Source organism: Pseudomonas sp. NPDC087690, from assembly GCF_044743175.1.
GTDB lineage: Bacteria > Pseudomonadota > Gammaproteobacteria > Pseudomonadales > Pseudomonadaceae > Aquipseudomonas.
In genome coordinates this window covers 105,746-129,060 of record NZ_JBIUVX010000011.1, presented here as the reverse complement: position 1 = coordinate 129,060, position 23,315 = coordinate 105,746, and the positions used below count along the sequence as shown (strand labels likewise).

General features: G+C 60.7%; 19 protein-coding genes and 1 pseudogene. 10 read left to right on the top strand and 10 right to left on the bottom strand.

Translation table 11 applies throughout. The annotated features are described in order from the left end of the window. Positions 1-142: 142 nt before the first annotated feature. Complete coding sequence (locus ACIPIZ_RS14500; RefSeq protein ID WP_064389779.1) at positions 143-496, top strand: YkgJ family cysteine cluster protein; 354 nt, start codon at positions 143-145, stop codon at positions 494-496. Between the two features lie 119 nt (positions 497-615). On the opposite strand, the gene ACIPIZ_RS14495 is transcribed toward ACIPIZ_RS14500, so the two are convergent. After that, positions 616-1,104 carry an Lrp/AsnC ligand binding domain-containing protein gene (locus tag ACIPIZ_RS14495; RefSeq protein WP_003177284.1) on the bottom strand — a complete coding sequence of 163 codons (489 nt, stop codon included), beginning with the start codon at positions 1,102-1,104 and terminating at the stop codon, positions 616-618. Positions 1,105-1,260: 156 nt separating this feature from the next. Between ACIPIZ_RS14495 and dadA the strand changes: the two genes are divergently transcribed. The 6 genes from dadA to ACIPIZ_RS14465 all read left to right on the top strand — a co-directional run bounded on the left by dadA (position 1,261) and on the right by ACIPIZ_RS14465 (position 7,544). Continuing rightward, positions 1,261-2,565: a D-amino acid dehydrogenase gene (dadA, locus tag ACIPIZ_RS14490; RefSeq protein ID WP_064389549.1), complete on the top strand. Its 1,305-nt coding sequence runs from the start codon at positions 1,261-1,263 to the stop codon at positions 2,563-2,565. Next, complete coding sequence (locus ACIPIZ_RS14485) at positions 2,537-2,890, top strand: RidA family protein (protein ID WP_008086784.1); 354 nt, start codon at positions 2,537-2,539, stop codon at positions 2,888-2,890. The genes dadA and ACIPIZ_RS14485 overlap by 29 nt, the downstream gene beginning before the upstream one ends. 94 nt (positions 2,891-2,984) lie before the next feature. After that, a complete protein-coding gene (gene alr, locus ACIPIZ_RS14480; RefSeq protein WP_105704668.1) occupies positions 2,985-4,058 on the top strand; it encodes an alanine racemase in 1,074 nt (357 codons plus the stop codon). An 88-nt stretch (positions 4,059-4,146) separates the two neighbouring features. Continuing rightward, on the top strand, positions 4,147-4,695 hold the full coding sequence (locus tag ACIPIZ_RS14475) for a cupin domain-containing protein (RefSeq protein WP_007920393.1): 549 nt from the start codon (positions 4,147-4,149) through the stop codon (positions 4,693-4,695). A gap of 181 nt (positions 4,696-4,876) precedes the next feature. Then, positions 4,877-5,290: a cytochrome c5 family protein gene (locus ACIPIZ_RS14470; RefSeq protein ID WP_064389547.1), complete on the top strand. Its 414-nt coding sequence runs from the start codon at positions 4,877-4,879 to the stop codon at positions 5,288-5,290. Positions 5,291-5,621: 331 nt separating this feature from the next. Next, the gene (locus ACIPIZ_RS14465) at positions 5,622-7,544 is read left to right on the top strand and encodes an acetyl-CoA hydrolase/transferase C-terminal domain-containing protein (RefSeq protein ID WP_401165815.1); all 1,923 of its coding nucleotides are present in this window, start codon (positions 5,622-5,624) and stop codon (positions 7,542-7,544) included. Positions 7,545-7,674: 130 nt separating this feature from the next. Here the strand turns inward: ACIPIZ_RS14465 and ACIPIZ_RS14460 are convergent, their stop codons facing one another. Both ACIPIZ_RS14460 and rep read right to left on the bottom strand, forming a co-directional pair. Beyond that, positions 7,675-8,247, bottom strand: coding sequence for a xanthine phosphoribosyltransferase (locus ACIPIZ_RS14460; RefSeq protein ID WP_401165813.1), 573 nt, complete (start codon positions 8,245-8,247; stop codon positions 7,675-7,677). 58 nt (positions 8,248-8,305) lie between these two features. Then, entirely contained in the window at positions 8,306-10,315 is a 2,010-nt protein-coding gene (gene rep / locus ACIPIZ_RS14455) for a DNA helicase Rep (RefSeq protein ID WP_064116415.1), read from the bottom strand. Positions 10,316-10,578: 263 nt separating this feature from the next. On the opposite strand from rep, the gene ACIPIZ_RS14450 reads away from it, so the two are divergent. After that, entirely contained in the window at positions 10,579-12,252 is a 1,674-nt protein-coding gene (locus tag ACIPIZ_RS14450) for a bifunctional diguanylate cyclase/phosphodiesterase (RefSeq protein WP_064389544.1), read from the top strand. 107 nt (positions 12,253-12,359) lie between these two features. On the opposite strand, the gene ACIPIZ_RS14445 is transcribed toward ACIPIZ_RS14450, so the two are convergent. Continuing rightward, complete coding sequence (locus tag ACIPIZ_RS14445) at positions 12,360-13,757, bottom strand: NorM family multidrug efflux MATE transporter (RefSeq protein WP_105704666.1); 1,398 nt, start codon at positions 13,755-13,757, stop codon at positions 12,360-12,362. Between the two features lie 158 nt (positions 13,758-13,915). Between ACIPIZ_RS14445 and ACIPIZ_RS14440 the strand changes: the two genes are divergently transcribed. Together ACIPIZ_RS14440 and ACIPIZ_RS14435 are read left to right on the top strand one after the other, a co-directional pair. Beyond that, positions 13,916-14,836: a LysR substrate-binding domain-containing protein gene (locus ACIPIZ_RS14440; protein WP_122855298.1), complete on the top strand. Its 921-nt coding sequence runs from the start codon at positions 13,916-13,918 to the stop codon at positions 14,834-14,836. A 189-nt stretch (positions 14,837-15,025) separates the two neighbouring features. Then, on the top strand, positions 15,026-17,002 hold the full coding sequence (locus ACIPIZ_RS14435; RefSeq protein ID WP_064389541.1) for a methyl-accepting chemotaxis protein: 1,977 nt from the start codon (positions 15,026-15,028) through the stop codon (positions 17,000-17,002). Between the two features lie 106 nt (positions 17,003-17,108). On the opposite strand, the gene ACIPIZ_RS14430 is transcribed toward ACIPIZ_RS14435, so the two are convergent. From ACIPIZ_RS14430 to ACIPIZ_RS14405, 6 genes and pseudogenes are all read right to left on the bottom strand, one after another. Then, complete coding sequence (locus ACIPIZ_RS14430; RefSeq protein ID WP_401165810.1) at positions 17,109-18,521, bottom strand: VWA domain-containing protein; 1,413 nt, start codon at positions 18,519-18,521, stop codon at positions 17,109-17,111. A gap of 57 nt (positions 18,522-18,578) precedes the next feature. Next, on the bottom strand, positions 18,579-19,085 hold the full coding sequence (locus ACIPIZ_RS14425) for a hypothetical protein (RefSeq protein ID WP_122594542.1): 507 nt from the start codon (positions 19,083-19,085) through the stop codon (positions 18,579-18,581). A gap of 4 nt (positions 19,086-19,089) precedes the next feature. Continuing rightward, positions 19,090-19,821: a hypothetical protein gene (locus tag ACIPIZ_RS14420; protein WP_401165808.1), complete on the bottom strand. Its 732-nt coding sequence runs from the start codon at positions 19,819-19,821 to the stop codon at positions 19,090-19,092. A 36-nt stretch (positions 19,822-19,857) separates the two neighbouring features. Next, entirely contained in the window at positions 19,858-21,402 is a 1,545-nt protein-coding gene (locus ACIPIZ_RS14415) for an SUMF1/EgtB/PvdO family nonheme iron enzyme (protein WP_236427714.1), read from the bottom strand. Further along, entirely contained in the window at positions 21,392-22,615 is a 1,224-nt protein-coding gene (locus ACIPIZ_RS14410; RefSeq protein ID WP_122855295.1) for an ABC transporter permease, read from the bottom strand. Before ACIPIZ_RS14410 ends, ACIPIZ_RS14415 begins: the two co-directional genes overlap by 11 nt. Further along, positions 22,599-23,240 (bottom strand): annotated as a pseudogene (locus ACIPIZ_RS14405) (ABC transporter ATP-binding protein); the annotation flags it as partial. The pseudogene ACIPIZ_RS14405 and the gene ACIPIZ_RS14410, both read right to left, overlap by 17 nt. Between the last annotated feature and the right edge of the window lie 75 nt (positions 23,241-23,315).

The window sequence follows — 23,315 nt, the reverse complement described above, 5'->3', positions numbered from 1 at the left end:
CATCCAACGGCTAAGGTGTCGAGAAAATTTGACGGAGCATAAGCCGCACGCCCGAACGTGGGCAACACTGGTCGGCCTGCGGTGTCTGGATCAGGGCTTTTGCGGCACAATTGCCGTCTATTTCAACTTGGTCACCGCTTCGATGAGCTGCAACAGCCAGAAAATCCGCACCTTGCGCCAGCAGATCCCCTCATTCGAGTGCGTGCCCGGCTGCCACGACTGCTGCGGCCCGGTGACCACCTCGCCGGAAGAAATGGCCCGCCTGCCGCGCAAGACCCGCGCCGAGCAGGATGCGGCGATGGAAGAGTTGAACTGTGTGCATCTGGGCCCGAATGGCTGCACGGTGTATGAAGAGCGGCCGTTGATTTGCCGGTTGTTCGGTACGACCAAAACCTTGCCTTGCCCGAATGAGCGGCGGCCGGTGGAGCTGATTCATCCACGGGTGGAGAAGCAGATTTTCGAGTACATGGCGGCGAATCGGCAGGTGTTGGTTTGAAGGGTTCACTCGGGACCGAGTCGACGCCATCGCGAGCAGGCTCACTCCTACAAGGGTACGCATTCCAAATGTAGGAGTGAGCCTGCTCGCGATAGGGCCGGGGTCAGGCCCGGCAATCTTCAGTCTGGAATCGGCAGGCTCAGGCTCTCTTTCACTTCTTCCATGACGATATAACTCTTCGACTCCCGCACATGCGGCAGCTTCAGCAGAATGTCGCCCAGCAGCTTGCGGTACGAGGCCATCTCGGAAATCCGCGCCTTCACCAGATAGTCGAAATCCCCTGACACCAAATGACATTCCAGCACGTGCGGCAACTTCAGCACCGCGCGGCGGAACTCCTCGAAGGTGTCGCCGGATTTGTAGTCGAGGCTGATCTCGACGAACACCAGCAAGCTACCCTTCAAGTGCTGCGGATTCAGCCGGGCGTTGTAGCCCATGATGATCCCTTCGCGCTCCAGACGCCGCACGCGCTCAGTGCACGGCGTGGTCGAGAGCCCGACCTTTTCGCCCAGTTCGGTAAAGGAAATCCGCCCGTCCGCCTGCAGGATCCGCAAGATGTTGCGGTCGATCTTGTCCAGCTCACGTTTGGTCTGAGTGTTGGTACGCATAGGGGATGCGCCTCCGTGAAAAGGGTTTTTGCCGAGAATTGTCGCCAAATATAGGCGCTTATATAGTGAAAAGCACTGGCATTTCTTTTTTACACTGCGCGCATCATTGCTCTAACAACAGACGTGCGCGGCCCCGCCGCGATGAGGGAAACAAAAATGCGCGTAATGGTCTTGGGTAGCGGCGTCATCGGTACCGCCAGTGCTTACTATCTGGCCCGTGCCGGGTTTGAAGTGGTGGTAGTCGACCGGCAGCCCGCTGCGGCCATGGAGACCAGTTTCGCCAACGCCGGCCAGGTGTCGCCAGGCTATGCCTCGCCGTGGGCCGCGCCGGGCGTGCCGCTGAAGGCGATCAAGTGGCTGCTGCAACGTCACGCCCCTCTCGCGATCAAGGCCACTGCCGACATCGACCAGTACCTGTGGATGGCGCAGATGCTGCGCAACTGCACCGCCAATCGTTACGCGGTAAACAAGGAGCGCATGGTGCGCCTGTCTGAGTACAGCCGCGACTGCCTCGACGAATTGCGCGCCGAAACCGGCATCGCCTACGAAGGCCGCAGCCTCGGCACCACTCAGCTGTTCCGTACCCAGGCACAGCTTGATGGCGCTGCGAAAGACATCGCCGTGCTAAAGGAATCCGGCGTGCCGTTTGAAGTCCTCGACCGCGCCGGCATTGCCCGCGTCGAGCCAGCCTTGGCGGGTGTCACTGACATACTCGCCGGTGCCCTGCGCCTGCCGAACGACCAGACCGGCGACTGTCAGATGTTCACCACGCGTCTGGCCGAAATGGCGGTGAAACTCGGTGTCGAATTCCGCTTTGGCCAGGACATCCAGAAACTCGACTACGCCGGTGATCGCATCAACGGTGTGTGGATCGACGGCAAGCTGGAAACCGCCGACCGCTACGTGTTGGCTCTCGGCAGCTACTCGCCACAACTGCTCAAGCCGCTGGGCATCAAGGCTCCGGTGTATCCGCTCAAGGGTTACTCGCTGACCGTGCCGATCACCAACCCGGCGATGGCCCCGACCTCGACTATTCTCGACGAGACCTACAAGGTCGCGATCACCCGTTTCGACAACCGCATCCGCGTTGGCGGCATGGCCGAGATCGCCGGTTTTGACCTGTCGCTGAACCCGCGTCGACGTGAAACCCTGGAGATGATCGTCAACGACCTTTATCCTCAGGGCGGTAATCTGGCCGAGGCGAGTTTCTGGACCGGTCTGCGTCCGACCACCCCGGACGGCACGCCGATCGTCGGCGCCACGCCGTTCAAGAACCTGTTCCTCAACACCGGTCACGGCACCCTCGGTTGGACCATGGCGTGCGGTTCCGGTCGTTTGCTGGCCGACCTGATGGCGAAGAAAAAGCCACAGATCAGCGCCGAAGGCCTCGATATTTCCCGTTACGGCAACAAAATTCAGGAGTCCGCAAAACATGTCAATCCAGCGCCAGCTCACCAATGAGCGCATGAGTCAGATCGTCAGCCACAACGGCACCGTGTATCTGGCGGGGCAGGTCGGCGACGACTTCGACGCCGGGATTGAACAGCAGACCCGCGACGTACTGGCCAACATCGAGCGTTTGCTTGATCTGGCCGGCACCGACAAGCAACACCTGTTGTCGGCGACGATCTACCTGAACGGCATCGATGAGCACTTCGCCGGGATGAACTCGGTGTGGGATCAGTGGCTGCCAAAAGGCGCTGCCCCGGCCCGTGCCACCGTCGAAGCGAAAATGGCCAAGCCGAGCATTCTGGTAGAAATTTCTATCGTCGCCGCACTGCCGTAACCGTTGTAAAGATCCCTCTCCCGGCGCTGTTGGCGGTTCACGTCGTCAGTCGGCGCCGGTTTTTCTTCCCATGACCGCCTAGAAGTCTGCCGCCATGCGTCCTGCCCGTGCCCTGATCGACCTAGAAGCCCTGCGCCACAACTACCGAATTGCCCGCGAAGTCACTGGTGCCAAGGCGCTCGCGGTGATCAAGGCCGATGCCTACGGGCATGGCGCGGTGCGTTGCGCTCAGGCACTGGAAGCCGAGGCCGATGGTTTCGCGGTGGCCTGCATCGAGGAAGCGCTGGAGCTGCGCGCGGCCGGCATCAAGGCCCCGGTGTTGTTGCTCGAAGGCATCTTCGAAGCCGATGAGCTGGCGTTGATCGTCGAGCATGATTTGTGGACCGTGGTGCATTCGCTGTGGCAGCTCGAAGCAATTGAGCAGGCGACGCTGAGCAAGCCGATCACCGTGTGGTTGAAGCTCGATTCGGGTATGCACCGTGTTGGCCTGCATCCGAAGGATTATCCGGCGGCTTATCAGCGTCTGCTGGCCAGTGGCAAAGTGGCGAAAATCGTCTTGATGAGCCACTTCGCCCGCGCCGATGAACTGCACGCACAGAGCAGCGCCGAACAGGTCGCGGTGTTTGAGGCGGCGCGTCAGGGTCTGGCGGCGGAAGTCAGCCTGCGCAACTCGCCCGCCGTACTCGGTTGGCCGCAGATTCACAGCGACTGGGTGCGCCCGGGCATCATGCTCTACGGCGCGACCCCGTTCGAAGAAGCCAACGCCGTTGCCGATCGTCTGCAACCGGTGATGACCCTGGAGTCGAAAGTCATCTGCGTGCGTGAGCTGCCGGCCGGCGAACCGGTGGGTTACGGCGCCAAATTCATCACCGACAAACCAATGCGCATCGGCGTGGTCGCCATGGGTTACGCCGACGGCTACCCGCGTCAGGCGCCGACCGGCACGCCGGTATTAGTGGCGGGCAAACGCAGTCGCATTCTCGGTCGCGTGTCGATGGACATGCTCTGCATCGACCTGACGGATGTGCCGGAAGCCGACCTCGGTTCCACCGTCGAGCTGTGGGGCAAAAACATTCTCGCCAGTGAAGTGGCGCAGTGGGCCGACACGATTCCGTACCAGATCTTCTGCAACCTGCGTCGGGTGCCAAGGCTCTATTCCGAGGGTTAAGGCTGCTGCGGGGGTCAAGTGTTGTAAATACTGAACGCTGTCGCCATGATAACGCTCAATATTCTTACAACATCAGGAGGCTCGCGCCTTGGACGTCGGTGAACGACTGCAATCGATCCGCAAGCTCAAAGGGCTTTCCCAGCGTGAACTCGCCAAACGCGCGGGCGTCACCAACAGCACCATTTCGATGATCGAAAAGAACAGCGTCAGCCCTTCGATCAGTTCGCTGAGAAAGGTACTGGGCGGCATTCCCATGTCCATGGTCGAGTTCTTTTCCGAAGAAATCCTGCAGGAAGTCCCGACCCAGATCGTCTACAAGGCCAACGAGCTGATCGACATTTCCGACGGCGCCGTGACCATGAAACTGGTCGGCCGCGCGCACCCCAGTCGCGCCATCGCCTTCCTCAATGAAATCTATCCGCCGGGCGCAGATACCGGCGAGGAAATGCTCACCCATGAAGGCGAGGAAACCGGGATTCTGGTGGAAGGTCGTCTGGAACTGGTGGTGGGTCTGGAAACTTTTATTCTCGAAGCCGGCGACAGCTACTACTTTGAAAGTACCAAGCCGCATCGTTTCCGTAATCCGTTCGACGCGCCTGCGCGACTAATCAGCGCAGCCACGCCGGCGAATTTTTAACAAAGAGGTGCCAAGCCATGATGGCAAACGCATCCGAACAGTTTTTCTACCGTGCGGTATAACCCCTTCGACTATGGGGTTGTTTCAGTGTGGCGGGCTACCCGCTATACTTGCGCCCGCCTGCGAACCGTGGCCGCAGGCGTGAATAGCCACCATTGAGGGTGAACGCGTGAATCTAATTATGAAAATGCTGGCTGCACCAGCAACCGTACTGGCCCTCTGGGCTGTCAGCGCTCAAGCTGCGACGAATGACGACATTGCCAAACGCCTCGAGCCGGTCGGCCAGGTGTGTGTCCAAGGGCAGGAATGCAAAGGGATGGAAGTGGCTGCGACTGCCGGCGGCGGTGATGCCAAGACTCCAGACTCAATCATTGCCAAACATTGCAACGCTTGCCATGGTTCCGGCCTGTTGGGCGCGCCGAAAATCGGTGACACCGCCGCCTGGAAGGAGCGCGCCGATCACCAGGGCGGCCTCGACGGCATCCTGGCCAAGGCCATCACCGGCATCAACGCCATGCCGCCAAAAGGCACCTGTGCCGATTGCACCGACGCTGACCTGAAAGGCGCGATCGAGAAGATGTCCGGTCTGAAATAAGCCGCGCTTCTGATGAAAAAAACCGTCTTCGGACGGTTTTTTTGTGCCTGCGATTCAAGAGCCCCTCATCGGAACGCCGCCCGCCCAGCCCTCTCCCGGAGGGAGAGGGGGCCGACCGAGTTGTCTTGCGTCCGACATCGACCTGAAAGACCTTAGCGATTATGGATTCGGCGAAGCAGGTTCACGTCGGCGTACCTCCCCAATTTTCCCCATTCAGTCCCCTCTCCCTCCGGGAGAGGGCTAGGGTGAGGGCAATCCGGCGCTGTTCTTTGCAGCAAACTCAAGGCAAGCTCGGTCTACCCCTATTCACGGAACGGGCGGGAGGCTTCAGATGGTGCAGTTGTGTTCGATCGAACAGGCAGTGGACGACGTGCTGGCGCGGTTGCCGGCGCATATCCACATGGGCATGCCGCTGGGTCTGGGCAAACCCAATCACTTCGTCAACGCGCTGTACCGGCGGATCAAAGGCCTGCCCGAGCGGCAGCTGACGATCTACACCGCGCTGTGCCTCGGTCGTCCGGCGTTGGGCGATGGCTTGCAAAAACGCTTCATCGAACCCTTCGTCGAGCGCGTCTTCGGTGACTACCCGGAATTCGATTTCCTCGCCGACCTGCACCGCGACAGCCTGCCCGCGAACATCCGCATCGAACAGTTCTTCATGCAGCCCGGCAGCCTGCTCAACAGCGCGCCGGCCCAGCAGGATTACGTCAGCAGCAACTACAGCCACGCCGCCCGCGACATCAACGCCGCCGGGCTGAATCTGGTGGCGCAGTTACTGGCCAGCAGCAGCGAGCATCCGGATCGCCTGAGCCTGAGCTGCAACCCGGACATCACGCTCGACCTGTTGCCGATGATCGCCAAGCGCCGCGACGCCGGTGAGACGATTTTGCTGGTCGGCCAGGTTCACACCGATCTGCCGTACATGCCCGGCGATGCTGAAGTCGATATCGACACCTTCGACCTGCTGATTGACGCGAAGGACAGCAGCACGCTGTTTTCCACGCCGAACATGCCGGTGGGGTTTCAGGATCATTTCATTGGTGTGCACGCCAGTACGCTGGTGCGCGACGGCGGCACGTTGCAGATTGGTATCGGTTCGATGGGCGATGCGCTGACCGCCGCGCTGCTCGCACGTCAGGCGGATAACGTCGGTTATCAGGCGTTGCTCGATGACATCAACCTTAGCCAATGGGCGCAACTGATCCACCGTGAGGGCGGCACCGGCCCGTTCGCCAAAGGCCTGTACGGTTGCAGCGAAATGTTCGTCAATGGCCTGCTGGTGCTGGCGGATGCCGGGATCATTCGGCGCAAGGTTTATCCCGATGTGCCGACCCAGGAACAGGCCAACGCCGGCACCCTCGACGAGGCCGCGCAGACTGACGGCATCTCGGTGCACGGCGGGTTCTTTCTCGGCCCGCGCAGTTTCTACGAGCGCCTGCGCGAGCTGCCGCAGAGCAAGCGCCTCGAATTCAACATGACCCGCATCAGCTACATCAACGAGCTGTATGGGCAGGAAGAACTAAAGCGCCTGCAACGTCTCGACGCGCGATTCATCAACACCGTGTTCACCATGACTCTGCTCGGCGCCGGTGTGGCGGATCAGCTCGAAGACGGGCGGGTACTCAGCGGTGTCGGCGGGCAGTACAACTTCGTGGCGCAGGGGCATGCGCTGCACGATGCCCGTTCGATTCTGATTCTGCGCAGCTGGCGCGAGTCGGGTGGCGATGTCAGTTCCAACATCGTTTGGGAGTACGGCCACTGCACGATCCCACGGCATCTGCGCGATATCGTCGTGACCGAATACGGCATTGCCGATCTGCGCGGCAAATCCGACGCCGTGGTGATCGAGTCGCTGCTGAACATCAGCGACTCACGCTTCCAGCAGGGACTTATCGAACAAGCGCAAAAAGTCGGCAAGCTGCCGAAGGATTTCCGCCTCGACCCACGCTTCGCCGATAACACACCGCAGCGTTTGCAGGCGATCGCCGCACGGCATCCGAACCTGTTTCCGGAGTACCCGCTGGGCTGTGATTTCACCGCGATTGAACGGGATTTGCTGCGGGCGCTGAACTGGCTGAAGAGCAAATTCAAACTCACCGAGATCCTCGAACTGGGCAAGGCTGCCCTCGATGCACCAGAGGCATCGCTGTATCCCGAGCATCTTGAGCGCATGCAACTGAGCAACCCGGAAGGCTTGAAAGAAGACCTCTTCCAGCGCCTGCTGCTCACCGGGCTGAAAGCCACCGCGCAATAACTGCCGGACCCAAAACAACTGTAGGAGTGAGCCTGCTCGCGATGGCGGTGTTTCAGCCGACGAATATATCGACTGACACTACGCTATCGCGAGCAGGCTCACTCCTACAGGGGAGCTGCGGTGTTGCTGGTTATTCGATGAAAGTGACGACGCCATCCTTCAGCGATTTCACCCGGGCCAGCGATTCAACGCGATAGCCCTGCGAATCCAGTTCGGCGCGGCCGCCCTGGAACGACTTCTCGATGACGATGCCCAGGCCGGCAACGGTCGCGCCGGCTTGCTTGATGATCGAGATCAGCGCCTGCGATGCCTTACCGTTGGCCAAAAAGTCGTCGATGATCAGCACGCGGTCGCTGCTGGTCAGGTGGCGCGGCGAGATGGCCACGGTGCTTTCGGTCTTTTTGGTGAACGAGTAAACGGTCGCCGACAGCAGGTTTTCAGTCAGGGTCAGGGACTGTTGCTTGCGGGCGAAGATCACCGGCACGCCGAGGTTCAGACCGGTCATGATCGCCGGAGCGATGCCCGAGGCTTCGATGGTGACGATCTTGGTGATGCCCGAATCCTTGAACAGCGAGGCGAATTCGTCGCCGATCAGCTTCATCCGGGCCGGGTCGATCTGGTGGTTCAGGAAGGCGTCGACCTTCAGGACCTGGTCGGAAAGCACGATGCCTTGTTCGCGGATTTTCTGCTGCAATGCTTCCATGAAGCTGTCCTCTTTTGGCGCTTTGTACGCCGAAGGTCTAGTAAAAAAGTGGTCAATTCTAGCGCTTTAACATCGCGCGTATATCAGCCAATGCGCTGTTGCCGCGCACGACTTTGACTTCGGTCGGTGTGTCGTCGTTGCCTTCCCAGGCCAGATCGTCCGGCGGCAGCTCATCGAGGAAGCGGCTCGGCGCGCAGTCGATGATCTCGCCGTACTGCTTGCGCTTGGCGGCGAAGGTGAAGGCCAGGGTCTGGCGCGCGCGGGTGATGCCCACATAGGCCAGGCGGCGTTCTTCTTCGATGGTGTCGGCTTCGATGCTGGAGCGGTGCGGGAGAATTTCCTCTTCCATGCCCATGATGAACACGTAAGGGAATTCCAGACCCTTGGACGCATGCAGCGTCATCATCTGCACGCCTTCGGCACCGTCTTCCTCTTCCTGCTGACGTTCGAGCATGTCGCGCAGGACCAGTTTGCCGATGGCGTCCTCGACGGTCATTTCGCCTTCTTCGTCCTTTTCGAGGGTGTTTTTCAACGCCTCGATCAGGAACCAGACGTTGCTCATCCGATAGTCGGCAGCCTTGTCGCTGGAGCTGTTGGTACGCAGCCAGTTCTCATAGTCGATGTCCATGACCATGCTGCGCAGCGCCGAGATCGGGTCTTCGCCGGCGCATTGCTCGCGGACCTTGTCCATGAAGCGCTTGAAGCGCGACAGGCGGTCGGTGAAGCGGCTGTCGAGATGCTCGCCGAGACCGATTTCGTCGGTGGCGGCGTACATCGAGATTTTGCGTTCAGTGGCGTAGTTGCCGAGTTTTTCCAGGGTGGTCGAACCGATTTCGCGGCGCGGCACGTTGATCACCCGCAGGAAGGCGTTGTCGTCATCCGGGTTGACGATCAGGCGGAAGTAGGCCATCAGGTCTTTCACTTCCTGGCGGCCGAAGAAGCTGTTACCGCCGCTCAAGCGGTACGGCACCTGGTGGTGCTGCAACTTCAGCTCGATCAGCTTGGCCTGATAGTTACCGCGATAGAGAATCGCAAAATCGCTGTACGGGCGGTCGGTGCGCAAGTGCAGGCTGAGGATTTCCATGGCCACGCGCTCGGCTTCGGCATCCTCGTTACGGCAGCGGATCACGCGGATCTCGTCACCGTGGCCCATCTCGCTCCACAGCTGCTTTTCGAATTCGTGCGGGTTGTTCGAGATCAGCACGTTGGCGCAGCGCAGGATGCGACTGGTCGAGCGATAGTTCTGTTCGAGCATCACCACTTTCAAGGACGGATAGTCGTCCTTGAGCAACATCAGGTTTTCCGGCCGCGCACCACGCCAGGCGTAGATCGACTGGTCGTCGTCGCCTACCACGGTGAACTGGTTGCGCTTGCCGATGAGCATTTTTACCAGCAGATACTGGCTGGCGTTGGTGTCCTGGTATTCGTCGACCAGCAGGTAACGCACCTTGTTCTGCCACTTTTCGAGAATGTCGGCGTGTTCTTCGAAGAGTTTTACCGGCAGCAGGATCAGGTCGTCGAAGTCCACCGCGTTGAACGCTTTCAGCGTGCGCTGATAGTGGGTGTAGACGATGGCGGCGGTCTGTTCCTTGGGATTACGCGCGTTCTCCAGCGCCTGAGGCGGCAGGATCAGGTCGTTTTTCCAGGCGCCGATCATGTTCTTGATCTCGTCGACGCCGTCTTCGCCCGCGTATTCCTTCTGCATGATGTCGGTCATCAGCGCTTTTACATCGGTCTCGTCAAAGATCGAGAAACCGGGTTTGTAGCCCAGCCGCGCGTGTTCCTTGCGGATGATGTTCAGACCGAGGTTGTGGAAGGTGCAGACCGTCAGCCCACGCCCTTCGCCGGCCCGCAGCAAGGTGCCGACCCGCTCTTTCATCTCGCGCGCGGCCTTGTTGGTAAAGGTCATGGCGACGATGTACTGGGCGCGGATGCCGCAGTTCTGGATCAGGTGCGCGATTTTGCGCGTGATCACGCTGGTCTTGCCGGAGCCAGCACCGGCGAGCACCAATAGAGGGCCGCCGACGTAGTTCACGGCTTCTTGCTGCCGGGGATTGAGTCGGGACATACGAAAATTCGGGAGTCGTTGACGAAATGGGCCGGCATTTTAACAGGCTCAGAGATTTGTGCTGCTCTGTCCGACTTGTGACGTACCACGCGATTCAAATTTGCCGGTTTTGTTACTTTCGCGGAGGATGCGCGGTGATTTTGCGGCTAATGTACTCATTCGTGACACAAAATAACGTTTCGATAACCGTTGTCATTTGGTCATTGGTCATAGCAACGGCATAATGCCCCCGCCCACATCATTGCAGAGTCTAGGGAGCTAGCTTGTCTACGCCTGTCGAACCCTTGCGTTTGCTGCTACTGGCCGAAGAGCCAGCGTGGACAGCGTTATTGCGTGAGTGTCTGGCTCCGATGGGGAGCGCGGCGGTGCTGATCAGCGCCCCGAGCTGGGAGTCGGTCAGCAGTTTGTTCGAAGACAACCGCCACGCGGTGTTGTTGACGATTCCGGCGTTGCAACCGGCACCCGGTCGTTGCAGCCTGCCGACGGTATTGCTGCTGGAACACGAACCGGACACCGCGCCGGTTGGCGTCAGTGACTGGCTGGTGTTCGACGCCCTTGACGCCGGCATGCTGCGCCGTTGCCTGCGCCATGTGCGCGAACGCGGCGTTCTCGAAAACACCCTGCAGCGCCTCGCCGAACAGGATCCGCTGACGGGCATCGCCAACCGACAGGGTTTTCAGACCTTGCTTGCGGCGCGCCTCGCGGAAAACGACGGCCGTGGCCTGGCCCTCGGCCATCTCGATCTCGACAACTTCCGCCATGCCAATGACGCCCTTGGCCATCAGGCCGGCGATCGCTTGATCCTGCAGGTGGTCGCACGGTTGAAAAGTCAGCTGGAGGCTGGCGATCAACTGGCGCGGCTGGGCAGTGACGAATTCGCCCTGTTGATTGATACCCGCCGCGCGCCGCAACGCGCCGAATGGATGGCCGAACGCATTACCGAAGCGCTCGCCGAACCGTATTGGGTCGATGGCGAAAGCCTGCTGATCGGCTCCAGCCTCGGCATCGCCCATGCTCGCGCACAGGCCGGGGCCGACCCGCTGATGTGGCATGCGCACATCGCCATGCAGCAGGCCAAGAGCACGCAGGGCTGCACCTTTCATATCTTCAACGAACGCATCAACCGCAATGCACGGAGCATGGCCGACCTCGAAAGCGAGCTGCGCCGGGCGTTGCGTCGCGATGAACTGGAGCTGCATTACCAGCCACGGTTGAATCTTGAGGACGGCCAGATTGTCGGCCTCGAGGCCTTGGTGCGCTGGCGTCATGGCGAGCGTGGCTTGCTGCCGCCCAGCGAATTCGTGCCGTTGGCCGAACAGAGCGGGCTGATTGTGCCGTTGGGTTACTGGGTGATTTCCCGGGCCCTGCGTGATATGCAGGCGCTGCGCGAACGCGGATTGCCGGCGCTGCACATGGCGATCAACCTGTCGTTCCGCCAGTTTCAGGACAGCCAGTTGTTGCCGACCCTCAGCCGCTTGATCGCTGAACGCGGTGTTGAAGCGCAGTGGCTGGAATTCGAACTGACCGAAACCGCGGTGATGCGCCGCAGCGATCTGGTCAAGCAGACCATGGATGCTTTGGGCCGCCTCGGTGTGCGTTTTTCGCTGGATGACTTTGGCACCGGGTTCTCATCGTTCGTGCACCTCAACAGCTTGCCGATCACACTGCTGAAGATCGACAAGAGCTTTGTCGGCGGCATGGAGCAGCGCGAGGAGAACCGCAAACTGGTGCACGCGATGATCAACCTTGCGCACAACCTGCATCTGGAAGTGGTGGCGGAAGGGGTTGAGACGCCGGAACAACTGGAATTGCTGCGCGGGTTTGGTTGTGATCAGGTGCAGGGTTATCTGATCAGCCGGCCGTTGCCGTTGGCGGAACTGGTTGAGTATCTGACCTTCGGCTCAAGCCAGCAGTCAGCCCTGGAAATCGTGAGCTGAACGCATAACCCTGTAGGAGTGAGCCTGCTCGCGATAGCGGTATGTCAGATAATCATGCACTGACTGATACAGCGCTATTGCGAGCAGGCCCACTCCTACAGGGGATCTCAGTCAGTCTGGGCGACTGTGTAAGGGTTCGAGGGCGCAGGCTCCAGCCGAATCATCCGCTTCATCTTCCACTCGAACGCCAGCGTCAAACTCACCGCCGCGCACGCCAGACCCAGCGCCAACCCCCACCAGACGCCCGTCGGCCCCCAGTTCAAATGGAACGCCATCCACCACGCCGCCGGCGCACCAATCAGCCAATAGCAAGCGAGCCCGACCAGAAACGTGGTCTTCGCATCCTTGAGTCCACGAATGCAGCCCATGGCAATCGTCTGCGTGCCATCAAACAACTCGAACCATGCCGCCACTGCCAACAGGCTCACCGCCAGACGAATCACCTCGGCAAACGCCGGATCATTGTGATCGAGGAACAACCCGACCAACTGATTCGGCAGCAGCCAGAACACCATCGCAAACCCCAGCATCACCACGGCGCCGAAGACGATCCCGACCCGTCCGGACATCCGCGCATCGCTCAATTGCCCGGCGCCGTAATGCTGGCCGACACGCATGGTGATCGCATACGACATGCCCGCCGGCACCATGAACGCCACCGAAACGATTTGCAGAGCAATCTGGTGCGCGCCCAATTGCGTGCTGCCCATGGTGCCCATGCACAACGCCGCAAATGCGAACAAACCGACTTCCACCGCGTAGGTGCCGCCGATTGGCAGGCCGAGGCGCCACAGCTCTTTCAGGTACTGCCGGTTCGGCCGTGACAGGCCCGCGCGCAGCGGATAAGCGTCATACGCCGGGTGCCGGCGGATGTGCCACGCCAACGCGAGTGCCATGCAATTGGCGACGATCGCCGTGACCAGTCCGATGCCCGTCAGACCCATTTTCGGCAGACCGAACATGCCGGTGATCAGCGCGTAATTGAGCAGGAAGTTGGCCACCGTGCCGGCCAGGCTGATAACCATCACCGGCGTCGCCCGGCCAATCGCACTGGTGAAGCCGCGCAAAGCCATGAAACTCAGATAGCCAGGCAGGGCAAAGGGCAGGGCGATGAGGAATTGCCCGGCGGCGTTGACGTTGGTTTCGGTCTGGCCGAACAGCAGCAACACCGGTTTCAGGTTCCACAGCAGCAACCCGGCGCCCAACGCCATCAGCCACGCTAGCCACAAACCGGCTTGGGTCAGCCGCGCTGCACCAATGATGTCGCCGGCGCCCTTGCGAATCGCCACCAGCGTGCCGACAGCCGCAATCACGCCAATGCAGAAAATCGACACAAATGAATAGCTCGCCGCACCGAGACCGCCACCGGCCAACGCTTCCGGGCTGAGGCGCGCCATCATCAGGGTGTCAGTCAGCACCATCAGCATGTGCGCCAACTGTGAAGCGATCAACGGCCCTGCCAGCCGCAGAATGGCCCAGAGTTCGGTACGCACAGGATGCTGCATGGTCATCACCAGTCGATTTCAGAGGAAGCAGGAGAGCGTCGATTCTCGGCGTTTGGCATTTATTGCACAAAGGGATAAAAAGGATGAGTCGCATGAGTAATACTCATCCTGAGTAGAAACTGTCCATTTCGCTGTATCCCGCTGCAGGAGCCTTGTGCATGTCCCGTCGACTTCCTCCGTTGTATGCCCTGCGTGCATTCGAAGCCGCCGCGCGGCACAGCTCGTTCACGCGTGCGGCCGAGGAGTTGTCGATCACCCAGAGTGCGGTGAGTCGGCACATTCGCACGCTCGAAGATCACTTTGCCTGCAAGCTGTTTCACCGCAGCGGTCGCCATTTGCAGCTCACCGAGTCGGCCCGGTTGCTGTTGCCGGGCATCCGTGAAGGCTTCGCAGCCCTGGAGCGGGCCTGTAATACCTTGCGCGCTGAAGATGACATCCTGCGCATGAAAGCGCCGTCGACCCTGACCATGCGTTGGTTGCTGGCGCGACTCAGTCGTTTCCGTCACCTGCAACCAGGCAACGAAGTGCAACTGACCAGCGCCTGGATGGATGTCGATTCGGTGGACTTCAACGATGAGCCGTTCGATTGCGCGGTGCTGCTGAGTGACGGGCATTTTCCACCCGACTGGGAGGCCAGCCTGTTATTTCCTGAAGAGCTGATCCCGGTGGGTGCGCCGAACCTGCTCAATGATCAGCCGTGGGATCTGGCCCGGCTGGCGTCCACCGAATTGCTCCATCCGACCCCGGATCGTCGTGACTGGCGCAGTTGGCTGGAGCACATGGGGCTGTCCGATCAGGTTTCACTCAAGGGCGGCCAGGTGTTCGATACCCTCGAGCTGGGCATGATCGCAGCGGCGCGCGGCTACGGTGTGTCGATGGGCGATCTGTTGATGGTTGCCGAGGATGTCGCGCAAGGACGCCTGAGTCTGCCGTGGCCGACGGCGATCGCCAGCGGACTGAATTATTACCTGGTGTGGCCAAAGACCCGTCCGGGAGGTGAACGTTTGCGCCGTCTAAGCGACTTCCTGCAAGGCGAAGTCCGCGCCATGGAGCTGCCGGCGGTTACGCGCTTGAGCTGAAACGTTCGAGCCGCCACAATGCCGGCCTTACGCCATACCCTCGCAATGCGCTCAAGTATTCGGCTTTGCCGCCGACTACGAGCAGATGGAACCGTCGTGCCGGTTTCATGAGGTCACCCCCATTATTAAAAAATTTCCGAGCATTGGCTGCGATCAGGGAGGATCCGGTAGCTCGGCCAGGAGCTGTCCATGTCTCAACCTCGCGCTCGGATCGCCTCGCAGCTGGGCCTCGCGCTCGCTGTGATACTGGCGATAGTCATCAGTGGCAGTACGGTGTTCGCCCTGCGTTCGCTGGACTCGGCCAACCTCGCCACCCGTGAAGAACATCTGGCCAGTGAGGCGCGGCTGCTGGCCGACCAACTGAGCACCTTTCACGGCACGCTGCGTGAAAGCACCCAGCGCTTGAGCGGGTTGTTCGAGAAGCGCTTCAGCGCGGGCTTGAGCATTCACCCAAGTGAGCCGGTGACAGTCGCCGGCACGCAGACCCCGGGCCTGCATCTGGGCAGCGAAGTGCTGAACAACAACTTCAAGGAAGTCGACGAGTTCAAGCAGATGACGGCCGGTGTCGCCACGCTGTTCGTACGCAGTGGTGAAGACTTTGTGCGGGTCAGCACCTCGCTGACCAAACAGGATGGCACCCGCGCCATCGGCACCTTGCTTGACCACGCTCACCCGGCGTACGCGAAGTTGATGGCGGGGCAGAGCTATGTTGGCCGTGCGTTGCTGTTCGATCGTTCCTACATGACCCAATACACCCCGGTGCGCGATGGCAGCGGCAAGGTGATTGCGGTGCTGTTCGTTGGTTTCGATTACACCGACGCGCAGAACGCCCAGTTCGACAACCTCAAGCGTTTCCGCATCGGGCAGACCGGTTCGCTGGCGCTGCTCGATGAGCAGAGCAAATGGCTGGTTGCACCGGCAGGTGTACAGGCGCTTGATCAAGCGATTCCAGTGATCAAGGATCTGGCGAAATCGCCGGGCAAAGGTCAGTTCTGGGGTGACAAGTCCGAGGATTTCTACAGTGTAGCGGTGCCGTTCGACGGTGGCCCGTGGTCGGTGGTGGCGAGCATGCCGAAAGCCGAGATTCGCGCGGTGACCTGGAGCGTCGGTACGCAACTGGCCATTGGCAGCTTGCTGGCGATGTTGCTGGCGGTCGGTTCGGTGGTCTGGTTGCTGCGCAGCAAGCTGGCGCCACTGAGCGATCTGGTACGTCAGGCCGAAGCCTTGGGTGCCGGTGATCTGAGCGTGCGCCTGAACGTGTCGAGCAATGACGAGATCGGTCAGCTGTCCCGCGCGTTCAACCAGATGAGCCAAGCCTTGTCGACGATGGTCGAGCACATCCGTCGCTCGTCGGAAGAGGTCAACAGCCGTGCTCAAGCCTTGTCCGGTTTGTCCGGCGGTGCCTACGAAGGCATGGAGCAGCAGTCTGGCGAAATCACCAGCATGGCCGGTGCGGTGGAAGAGTTCAGCGCGACCTCGCTGAACATTGCCGACAACATGGGCGCGACCCAGCGTCTGGCGCAGGAAAACGCCCAGCAGACGCAGATTGGTCGCAGTTCGATGGAAGAGGCATCGTCCTCTCTGGAGCAAATCGCTGGCGCGCTGAACAGCACCGCCACGGTGATCAACACCCTCGGCCAGCGGTCGCAGGAAATCGGCGGTATCGTCGGGGTTATCACCTCGATTGCCGAGCAGACCAACCTGCTGGCGCTCAACGCTGCGATTGAAGCGGCACGTGCCGGTGAACAAGGTCGCGGCTTCGCTGTGGTGGCCGATGAAGTGCGCAGCCTGGCTTCGCGTACCCGTCAGGCGACCGATGAAATTTCCAGCATGATTCACAGCATCCAGCAGGAAACCGGCAACGCGATCAGCACCATGGAGCAGGGCAATGTGCTGATGCAGGAAGGTCTGTCGCGTAACGCCAATGTTGCCTCGGCGCTGGCACGCATCGATGAGCAGAGCCGCTCGGCGGGTCAGCAGTTTGCCGCGATCACTACGGCGACCCAGGAACAGAGCAGCACCGCGACGTTGCTCAGCAGCAACTTGCAGAGCATTGCCTTGGCGAACAGTGAGCAGCGTGAGGTGGTGTCGAACCTTGCAGTCACCGCCAAAGAGCTGGAGAAGTTGGCGGCGGATCTGCGTTCCGAGGTTGATCGTTTCCGTTGATGCGCCGATGCCCTTGTAGGAGCTGACGAGTGCAACGAGGCTGCGATCTTTTGATTCTGAAAAGCAAGATCAAAAGATCGCAGCGTGCCGCAGCTCCTACACGCTGTCAGTTACATTTGGCGTTGCTCGAAACTTCCTTGCTCGCCAGTTTCAACTGCTTGGCCAGTTCGGCCGCGTTGGTGCTTGAGTAAACCCGGCCTCCGGTGTTTTTCGCAATGCACTGCGAAGGTCCGCCAGCGCCGATGTTCACCACGTTGACTCGCAACCGCGGCTGCTCTTGGGCAATGCGTCGGGACACTGCGCAGACGTCTTTCTGGCAACCGTCCTCACCGTCGACAAACATTACGATCACCGCGTCATTGTTGCGCCCGTCCACGGTGCTCGCCGCTTTGGCCAGGCTATCGGCCAACGGTGTGCCTTCGTTGGGCACCAGGCCACGGATCCCGTTGATCAGGCGCTGACGATCGCCGAATTTGAACACCCCTTGGTCCGGCGTGCTTTCGCAACCGGCGAAGGTGATCAGGCGCGTATCGATCTTCGGATCCAGCGCGTTGATCATCCCTGCCAGCGAATCCTGAGCCACATTCATGCGGCTCGGCTTCTCGAAGATTTGCAGGGTCCGGTTGGGGTCCATGTACTTGTTGAGATTGTTGCCAAAAAACCAGTCTTCGTCAGCCTTCACCGCTTTGATGTTGAGCTCCATCGACCCTGATGTATCGAGAACCACGACAAATTGTGGGACCACCGCATTCGGTGCTTTTTTACGGCAGGCGAAGTTGTCCAGTGTCGGTGGCGGCGGGGCGACGACCACCGGTTTTGGCGGCGCAACGGGTGCGGGTTCAGGTACCGGAACAGGTTCCGGCTCGGGTTCTGGTTCTGGAACAGGTTCCGGCTCCACGACAGGCTCGGGCACCGGCTCTACCGGTTGTTCCACGGGCGCCACGATCGGTGCTGCCGGTGGCACCGCGACGACGACCGGTTCACGGTGCAGGAACCACCACAGCCACAACGCCAGTAGCAGCAACAACAGCGCCAGTAAGGCAGCGGCGATCCACCAGCCACGGCGCGAAGGTGGCACTACCGGCGCCAACGGCACGGGCGGCACCACCGGCGGCACGATCGGACGCGGCGGTCGCTGGTTCCAGCGCACCACCAGCGGCTCACCGTTGAGGCTGTAGAGCTTGTCCAGCTCCGGGCTGCCGAGCAGGCTGCGCAGATCATCCGCGACCCCGGGCTGCCCGCGTTTTTGCAATTCGTCGGCCAGTTGTTCGAGGGAGGTCTGGCGCACCTCATAGGTTTGCAGCAAGCGTCGCTGCGCGTCCTCATTGAGCTCGGCATAGGGCGTGGGCTGGCCACCCAGTTCGGTCCACCATTCCAGCACCTCGCCACTGCCCATCCGGGGGATGGCGAACAGGCTCGCGGTGGTCGGCGGAAAGTGTTTTTGAATGAGGGCGACTTTGGCCTGCAGCGCACTCATCCCCTCCGGTGTGGCGTGCGCATCCCTGATGACCCGCTGCATGACGACGATTCCTGAAAAAGCTGCAGGCCTGCGACGGCAGGCCTGCGGGGTGAACAGTTACTCTTCGTAACCGAGACTGAACTGCAACTGATTGACCTTCTTCTGCAACGTTTTCAGCTGTTCCTGCTTGGCTGCCAGCGCCGCCGGTGAAGCCTTGGCGGTTGGCGCTGCCTGCGAGGCCTTGAGCTGCTGCTCGAGATCGGCAATCTGCTTCTGCACCGAGCCTTCATTACCGCGTCGGCCCTTGAGCGAAGTCAGCAACTTGCCCAGCGACTGATTGAGCTCAGCCTGGGATTTCTGCTGGCTGGCCAGATCGAGTTTGGTGTTCAGTTGCTGGGCCTGGATGTTCTGATAGACCTGTCGAAACATCGCGTTCTGCTGACGCGACTCGGCCAGCGCCTGCTCCTTCTGCTTGACCTGATCGCTGTAACCACCGGAGTAGTCACAGTTCATCTTGGTCAGCATGCTGCTGTCGCGATTGGTTGCATCGCATTCGCCTGGCTTGGTGGCGCAACCGCCCAACGCCAGGATGGCGGTCAGGACCGCCAGCTGTTTTAGCGTCATGTGCTTAGCCCAGAGTGATCGCGGAGCGCTGGCTGTAGAGACCGTCGACTTCCTTTTGCAGGGCGGCGACTTTCTCGTTCATCTTCAGGATGTTCACGTCCACCTGCTTCATCTCGGCGCTGGCACCCCCAGCACGTTCGGCATCAGCCACTTTGGTGTACTCGGTGACCTTGGTGCGCATGTTGCCGAGGTCTTTGCGCAGACGCGCGATGTTCTGATCGATCTCGGCGATTTGCGCCTGGGCCTTGGTCTTGTCGACCTTCTTGCTGGCGATGTCTTTCTTGATCTGGGCGATGCGTGCCTGATCGTCGTTGATCACCTGTTGCGCGGTCGCGGTACGGGCAACCACATTTTGCGTGTCCTGCTCGACATCGCTGTTCATCTTCGCCAGACGAGTCGTGGTGTCGGAGTATTCGCTGCGACGCTGATCCAGATAGTAGTTGGCGCCCATGGCCACGCCACACGCGGTGATACCGGCGGCGATGGCGCAAACAGCCTTGTTGCTGCTGTTGGACAGCGCGCAACCGAGGATACCGACGCCAGCACCCACGGCACAGGCCTGGTAACCGGACTTGCTGAAGAACTGCGCGTCACTGCCTTGGGTCAGACGTGGGTCAGCACCGTCGCTGCCACCGAGCATCGAGCTGCCAGTATTGGCGCAACCGGTCAGCAGCAGGCTGCCGGTGACAACGAAAGCGATTTGTAGCTTGAAGCGAGTCCAGAGGCTGCGCGACATGGTGAAGCTCCTTGATGACAGTGTTGTGGTGCGTTGTTATTGGGATACGGTTTTGCAGCTGCTGAGCCAGGCGTCGGTGTCGATCTTCTGCTTTTGCAGGAAGGTCTTCTGATTGGCCCAATGCGTGCGCAAATAAGGTTTGAGGTCTTGCAGCTGTTTGTTGCGGGTGATGATTTCTTCCATCACCGGCACCTGTGCTTCAAGCAGCGGCTGGCCATACAACGTCGCCGATTCCACCAGGCTGCTGGCGTAGTAACGGCTGAGTTTGTGCAGGCGATCCTTCTGCTCGTCGAGCTTGCCCTTGCGCATGTCGCAACTGGCGTCCTTGTCGGCGGACTCGCAGTTGAGCTTGTAGTTTTTCTGCAGGAAATCCACGTACTGGCCGTCATCGAGCATCTTGGTGCAGAGGAACGCGCCGAGGTTGAGGCTGGCGCGAATTGCCTGATCGCGGGTTTCTTCCTGCTGCTGATTGCTCGCACGCAACTGGTTTTCCAGGGCCTGGAGTTTTTCCTTGAGCGCCTTGTCTTCGACGCCCGAGGCCAGATTATTCAGAGATTGCACCGTGCCTTTATCGGCCGATTCGGTTTCCTTGCTGCCGGTGCCGAGCTTCTTCCAGCTGCTTTCGATACTGGCGACGCGTTCACGCGATGTGAGGGTCGGTGAGACCATCACCAGACGCAGACCGGAGGTTTTGTTCTTCACCTGGCCCTCGGCGTTGTAGTACGGCTGTTCCTTGCGCAGCGCAGTGCGCAGGTCGGCCTGCGCGGTCAGGTAGTTACCGCCGCGCACTACATAACCGCCAGCCTGGCCGTGCTGGCGGTCGAGTTTGTTCAGGCGAAACGGCTCGAACATCATCTCGTCGACGTTGCCGAGCATGTCGTGCAAGCCCAGAGGGTTGGGTTTTTGCAGGCCGGTCAGTTGCAGTTTGCCGTTGGACGACTGCGCGCCGGCGAACCACTCATAGGCGTTGATGCCTTCGGGCATCGGATAGTGCGTGTCGCGGAATTCCGCGGCGCCGACTTCCAGTCCGCCACGGGCGGCGAACTCCCACTCGACCTCGGTCGGCAAGCGCAGAAAGCCCAGGGCGCCGTCTTCTTTCGGCAACTTGTCGGCGGCGTTCTTGCGCAGCCACAGGTTGTACTTGTCGGCGGCATCGATGGCTTGCACCCAGCTCACGGCGACTTGCGGCAGGCGCATTTTGGTCGCGGCGGTGGGGCAGGTTTCTTCGGTCAGCGCGGCGTATTGCAGCTGACTCATCTCGTACTTGGCCATCAGGTAGTAACGGGATTTATCGCTCTTGCCGCCGGTAAAACTGCCGGCGATGAAGGTCGGCCGAGTCTGTTCGACATAGCCGTACTCGGCGCCGTCCTGACCGATGTTGATCGGGTAGTCATCGAGCGGCCCGGCGACCGGAATGAACACCTTGCGAAACACCATCGAGCCCTCGCACGGCATCGGCAGGACGACGTCGCTGGCCTCGGGCATCGGGTTGTAATACTTCTCTTCCCAGCCCGCCGCCGAGGCGTCGAGCAGGTAGCCCAGGCTCAGGGGCAACAGCAAGCCAAAACGTTTATAGCTCACGCAGACTCTCCGCAGGTTGGATGCTGATGGCTCGCACGGCGCCGATCACGGCCACCAGTGCAGCGACCAGAAAGGTCAGAAGCAGGGCAGCGAGGCCATGCCAGAAAGTGATGTGGCAAACGAACGTGCCGGTGGCCTGACTGCTGCCGAGCAAGTAGTCGAACAAATGGCTGCCGATGGCGTAAAACCCCAACCCGCCGAGATAACCGGCGAGGCTCAGCAGCAGCGCCTGGGTGATCACGAAGCCGCCGACTGCCGCCCGGTTGAAACCCAGCAGGCGCAGTACCGCGAGGCTTTTGCGCTTGCGGTCGATGTTGGCGAGAAAGGCCCCGACCATCGACGCCACGCAGCCGATCAGCGCCGCCAAAGCAATCACGCCGAAGATCAAGCCCAGTACATGGTTGATCGCTTTGACGTTGTCGATATCGGCCAGTCGGCTCGAGGTTTCGATGTGCTGTTCGTTGAGCCAGCGCTCCAGCGGTGCGACCTGATCGATGTCACGCGCATACACGCGGGCCCGGGCATACAGCGGTTGCAGATTGCCTTGCGGCTTGCCGGTGGCGATGCCGAACGCCGCGACCTGATAGCCGTCGCGAAAGCGTTCGAGATCCAGCAGCAGCGGCGGCGCGACAAAACCGGCGGCGCGACCGAAGCGTGCGCCATCCAGCACGGCGAGGACGCTCAAGCTGATTTCGCCGCGCTCGTTGACGCCTTCCAGCCGACGCAGCACCCGCAGTTGCACACGGTCACCAGCCTTGGCCTGCAAGCGTTGTGCGGCGCGGGCGCTGAGAATTACTTGATTGCCGACCGGGTTGAATTGCGGCAGGTTCAGTTGCGGGTCGCCGGGTTCGGTGGCGATGATTTCCGCGCCTTCGACAAACTTTTGCAGGCCGACAAACAAGTCCGCCTGAGTATTCAGCGAGCGCGTCTGGCCGAGGGCAAATCCGGTTTCCGGGCGCTGGCGCAGGCGTTCGATCCAGGCGCTGTCGTAGTTGCCGTTGCTGAGCATCTTCACTTCAAGATTGCGCGGGTCACGCAGTAATTCATCCTGCAACTGGCTGACCACGCCGTGCTTGAGCCCGAACAACAGCAGCAGCGGCGCGATCACCGCCACCAGCGAGGCGGCGATGCACAGCGACACCTTGCGGTCGTGCCAGAGGTCTTGCAGGGCCAGCGTGGTCAGCAGGCGCAGGCGCTCAGTCCATCGGTTCAAACAGTGTCTCTCCCTGACGGCTGATGGCGCCGAGCCGTGGCAAACCGAAATCCTTGAGCAACGCCCAATCATGGGAAACCACCAGGGCGCTCAAGCCCATGCTCGAGACCAGGCTCAGCAACAATTCGAACAAGCGTCGGGCGCTGTGCGGATCGAGAGCGGCGGTCGGCTCATCCGCCAACAGCAGCAGCGGTTCATGGGCAATCGCGCGCACGCAGGCGACTCGCTGACGTTCACCGATCGACAAAGCCTGTGGCTTCTTATCCAGCAAACCCTGCAGGCGCAGCACCTCGACCGCGTGGTCGATGTGAGCGCTTTGTGCCCGCATCCCCAGCAAGCGACGTGGCAGGCTGATGTTGTCGCGCACACTCAGGAACGGCAGCAAGCCGCCACTTTGCAAAATGAAGCCCAAATCCCGCGAACGCACCGCCGCCAGCCCCGGCTGGTCATCGCTGGCCAGCAGGCGGGCAATGTCCTGCGCCGGTTGTGTGGCCGACGTTGTTTTGCCCAGGCGAAAGCGTTCGAGCTCGACCGGCGCGAGCAACAGGCCGATGGCTTCGAGCAGCGTGCTTTTGCCGCTGCCACTCTCGCCGGTGATGGCGAGGATTTCCCCGGCACCGACCTGCAATTGCGGCAGACGCACGTGATGCGCCAGTGCGCCCGCACCGCGGCGCACCAGCAGGTTCTTGATATCGAGCAT

Excerpts from the sequence above, each read along its gene's own strand:
- ACIPIZ_RS14500 (WP_064389779.1), top strand. The coding sequence starts at position 143 with ATGAGCTGCAACAGCCAGAAAATCCGCACCTTGCGCCAGCAGATCCCC.
- ACIPIZ_RS14495 (WP_003177284.1), bottom strand. The coding sequence starts at position 1,104 with ATGCGTACCAACACTCAGACCAAACGTGAGCTGGACAAGATCGACCGC.
- dadA (WP_064389549.1), top strand. The coding sequence starts at position 1,261 with ATGCGCGTAATGGTCTTGGGTAGCGGCGTCATCGGTACCGCCAGTGCT.
- ACIPIZ_RS14485 (WP_008086784.1), top strand. The coding sequence starts at position 2,537 with ATGTCAATCCAGCGCCAGCTCACCAATGAGCGCATGAGTCAGATCGTC.
- alr (WP_105704668.1), top strand. The coding sequence starts at position 2,985 with ATGCGTCCTGCCCGTGCCCTGATCGACCTAGAAGCCCTGCGCCACAAC.
- ACIPIZ_RS14470 (WP_064389547.1), top strand. The coding sequence starts at position 4,877 with ATGAAAATGCTGGCTGCACCAGCAACCGTACTGGCCCTCTGGGCTGTC.
- ACIPIZ_RS14465 (WP_401165815.1), top strand. The coding sequence starts at position 5,622 with ATGGTGCAGTTGTGTTCGATCGAACAGGCAGTGGACGACGTGCTGGCG.
- ACIPIZ_RS14460 (WP_401165813.1), bottom strand. The coding sequence starts at position 8,247 with ATGGAAGCATTGCAGCAGAAAATCCGCGAACAAGGCATCGTGCTTTCC.
- rep (WP_064116415.1), bottom strand. The coding sequence starts at position 10,315 with ATGTCCCGACTCAATCCCCGGCAGCAAGAAGCCGTGAACTACGTCGGC.
- ACIPIZ_RS14445 (WP_105704666.1), bottom strand. The coding sequence starts at position 13,757 with ATGCAGCATCCTGTGCGTACCGAACTCTGGGCCATTCTGCGGCTGGCA.
- ACIPIZ_RS14440 (WP_122855298.1), top strand. The coding sequence starts at position 13,916 with ATGTCCCGTCGACTTCCTCCGTTGTATGCCCTGCGTGCATTCGAAGCC.
- ACIPIZ_RS14435 (WP_064389541.1), top strand. The coding sequence starts at position 15,026 with ATGTCTCAACCTCGCGCTCGGATCGCCTCGCAGCTGGGCCTCGCGCTC.
- ACIPIZ_RS14430 (WP_401165810.1), bottom strand. The coding sequence starts at position 18,521 with ATGCAGCGGGTCATCAGGGATGCGCACGCCACACCGGAGGGGATGAGT.
- ACIPIZ_RS14425 (WP_122594542.1), bottom strand. The coding sequence starts at position 19,085 with ATGACGCTAAAACAGCTGGCGGTCCTGACCGCCATCCTGGCGTTGGGC.
- ACIPIZ_RS14420 (WP_401165808.1), bottom strand. The coding sequence starts at position 19,821 with ATGTCGCGCAGCCTCTGGACTCGCTTCAAGCTACAAATCGCTTTCGTT.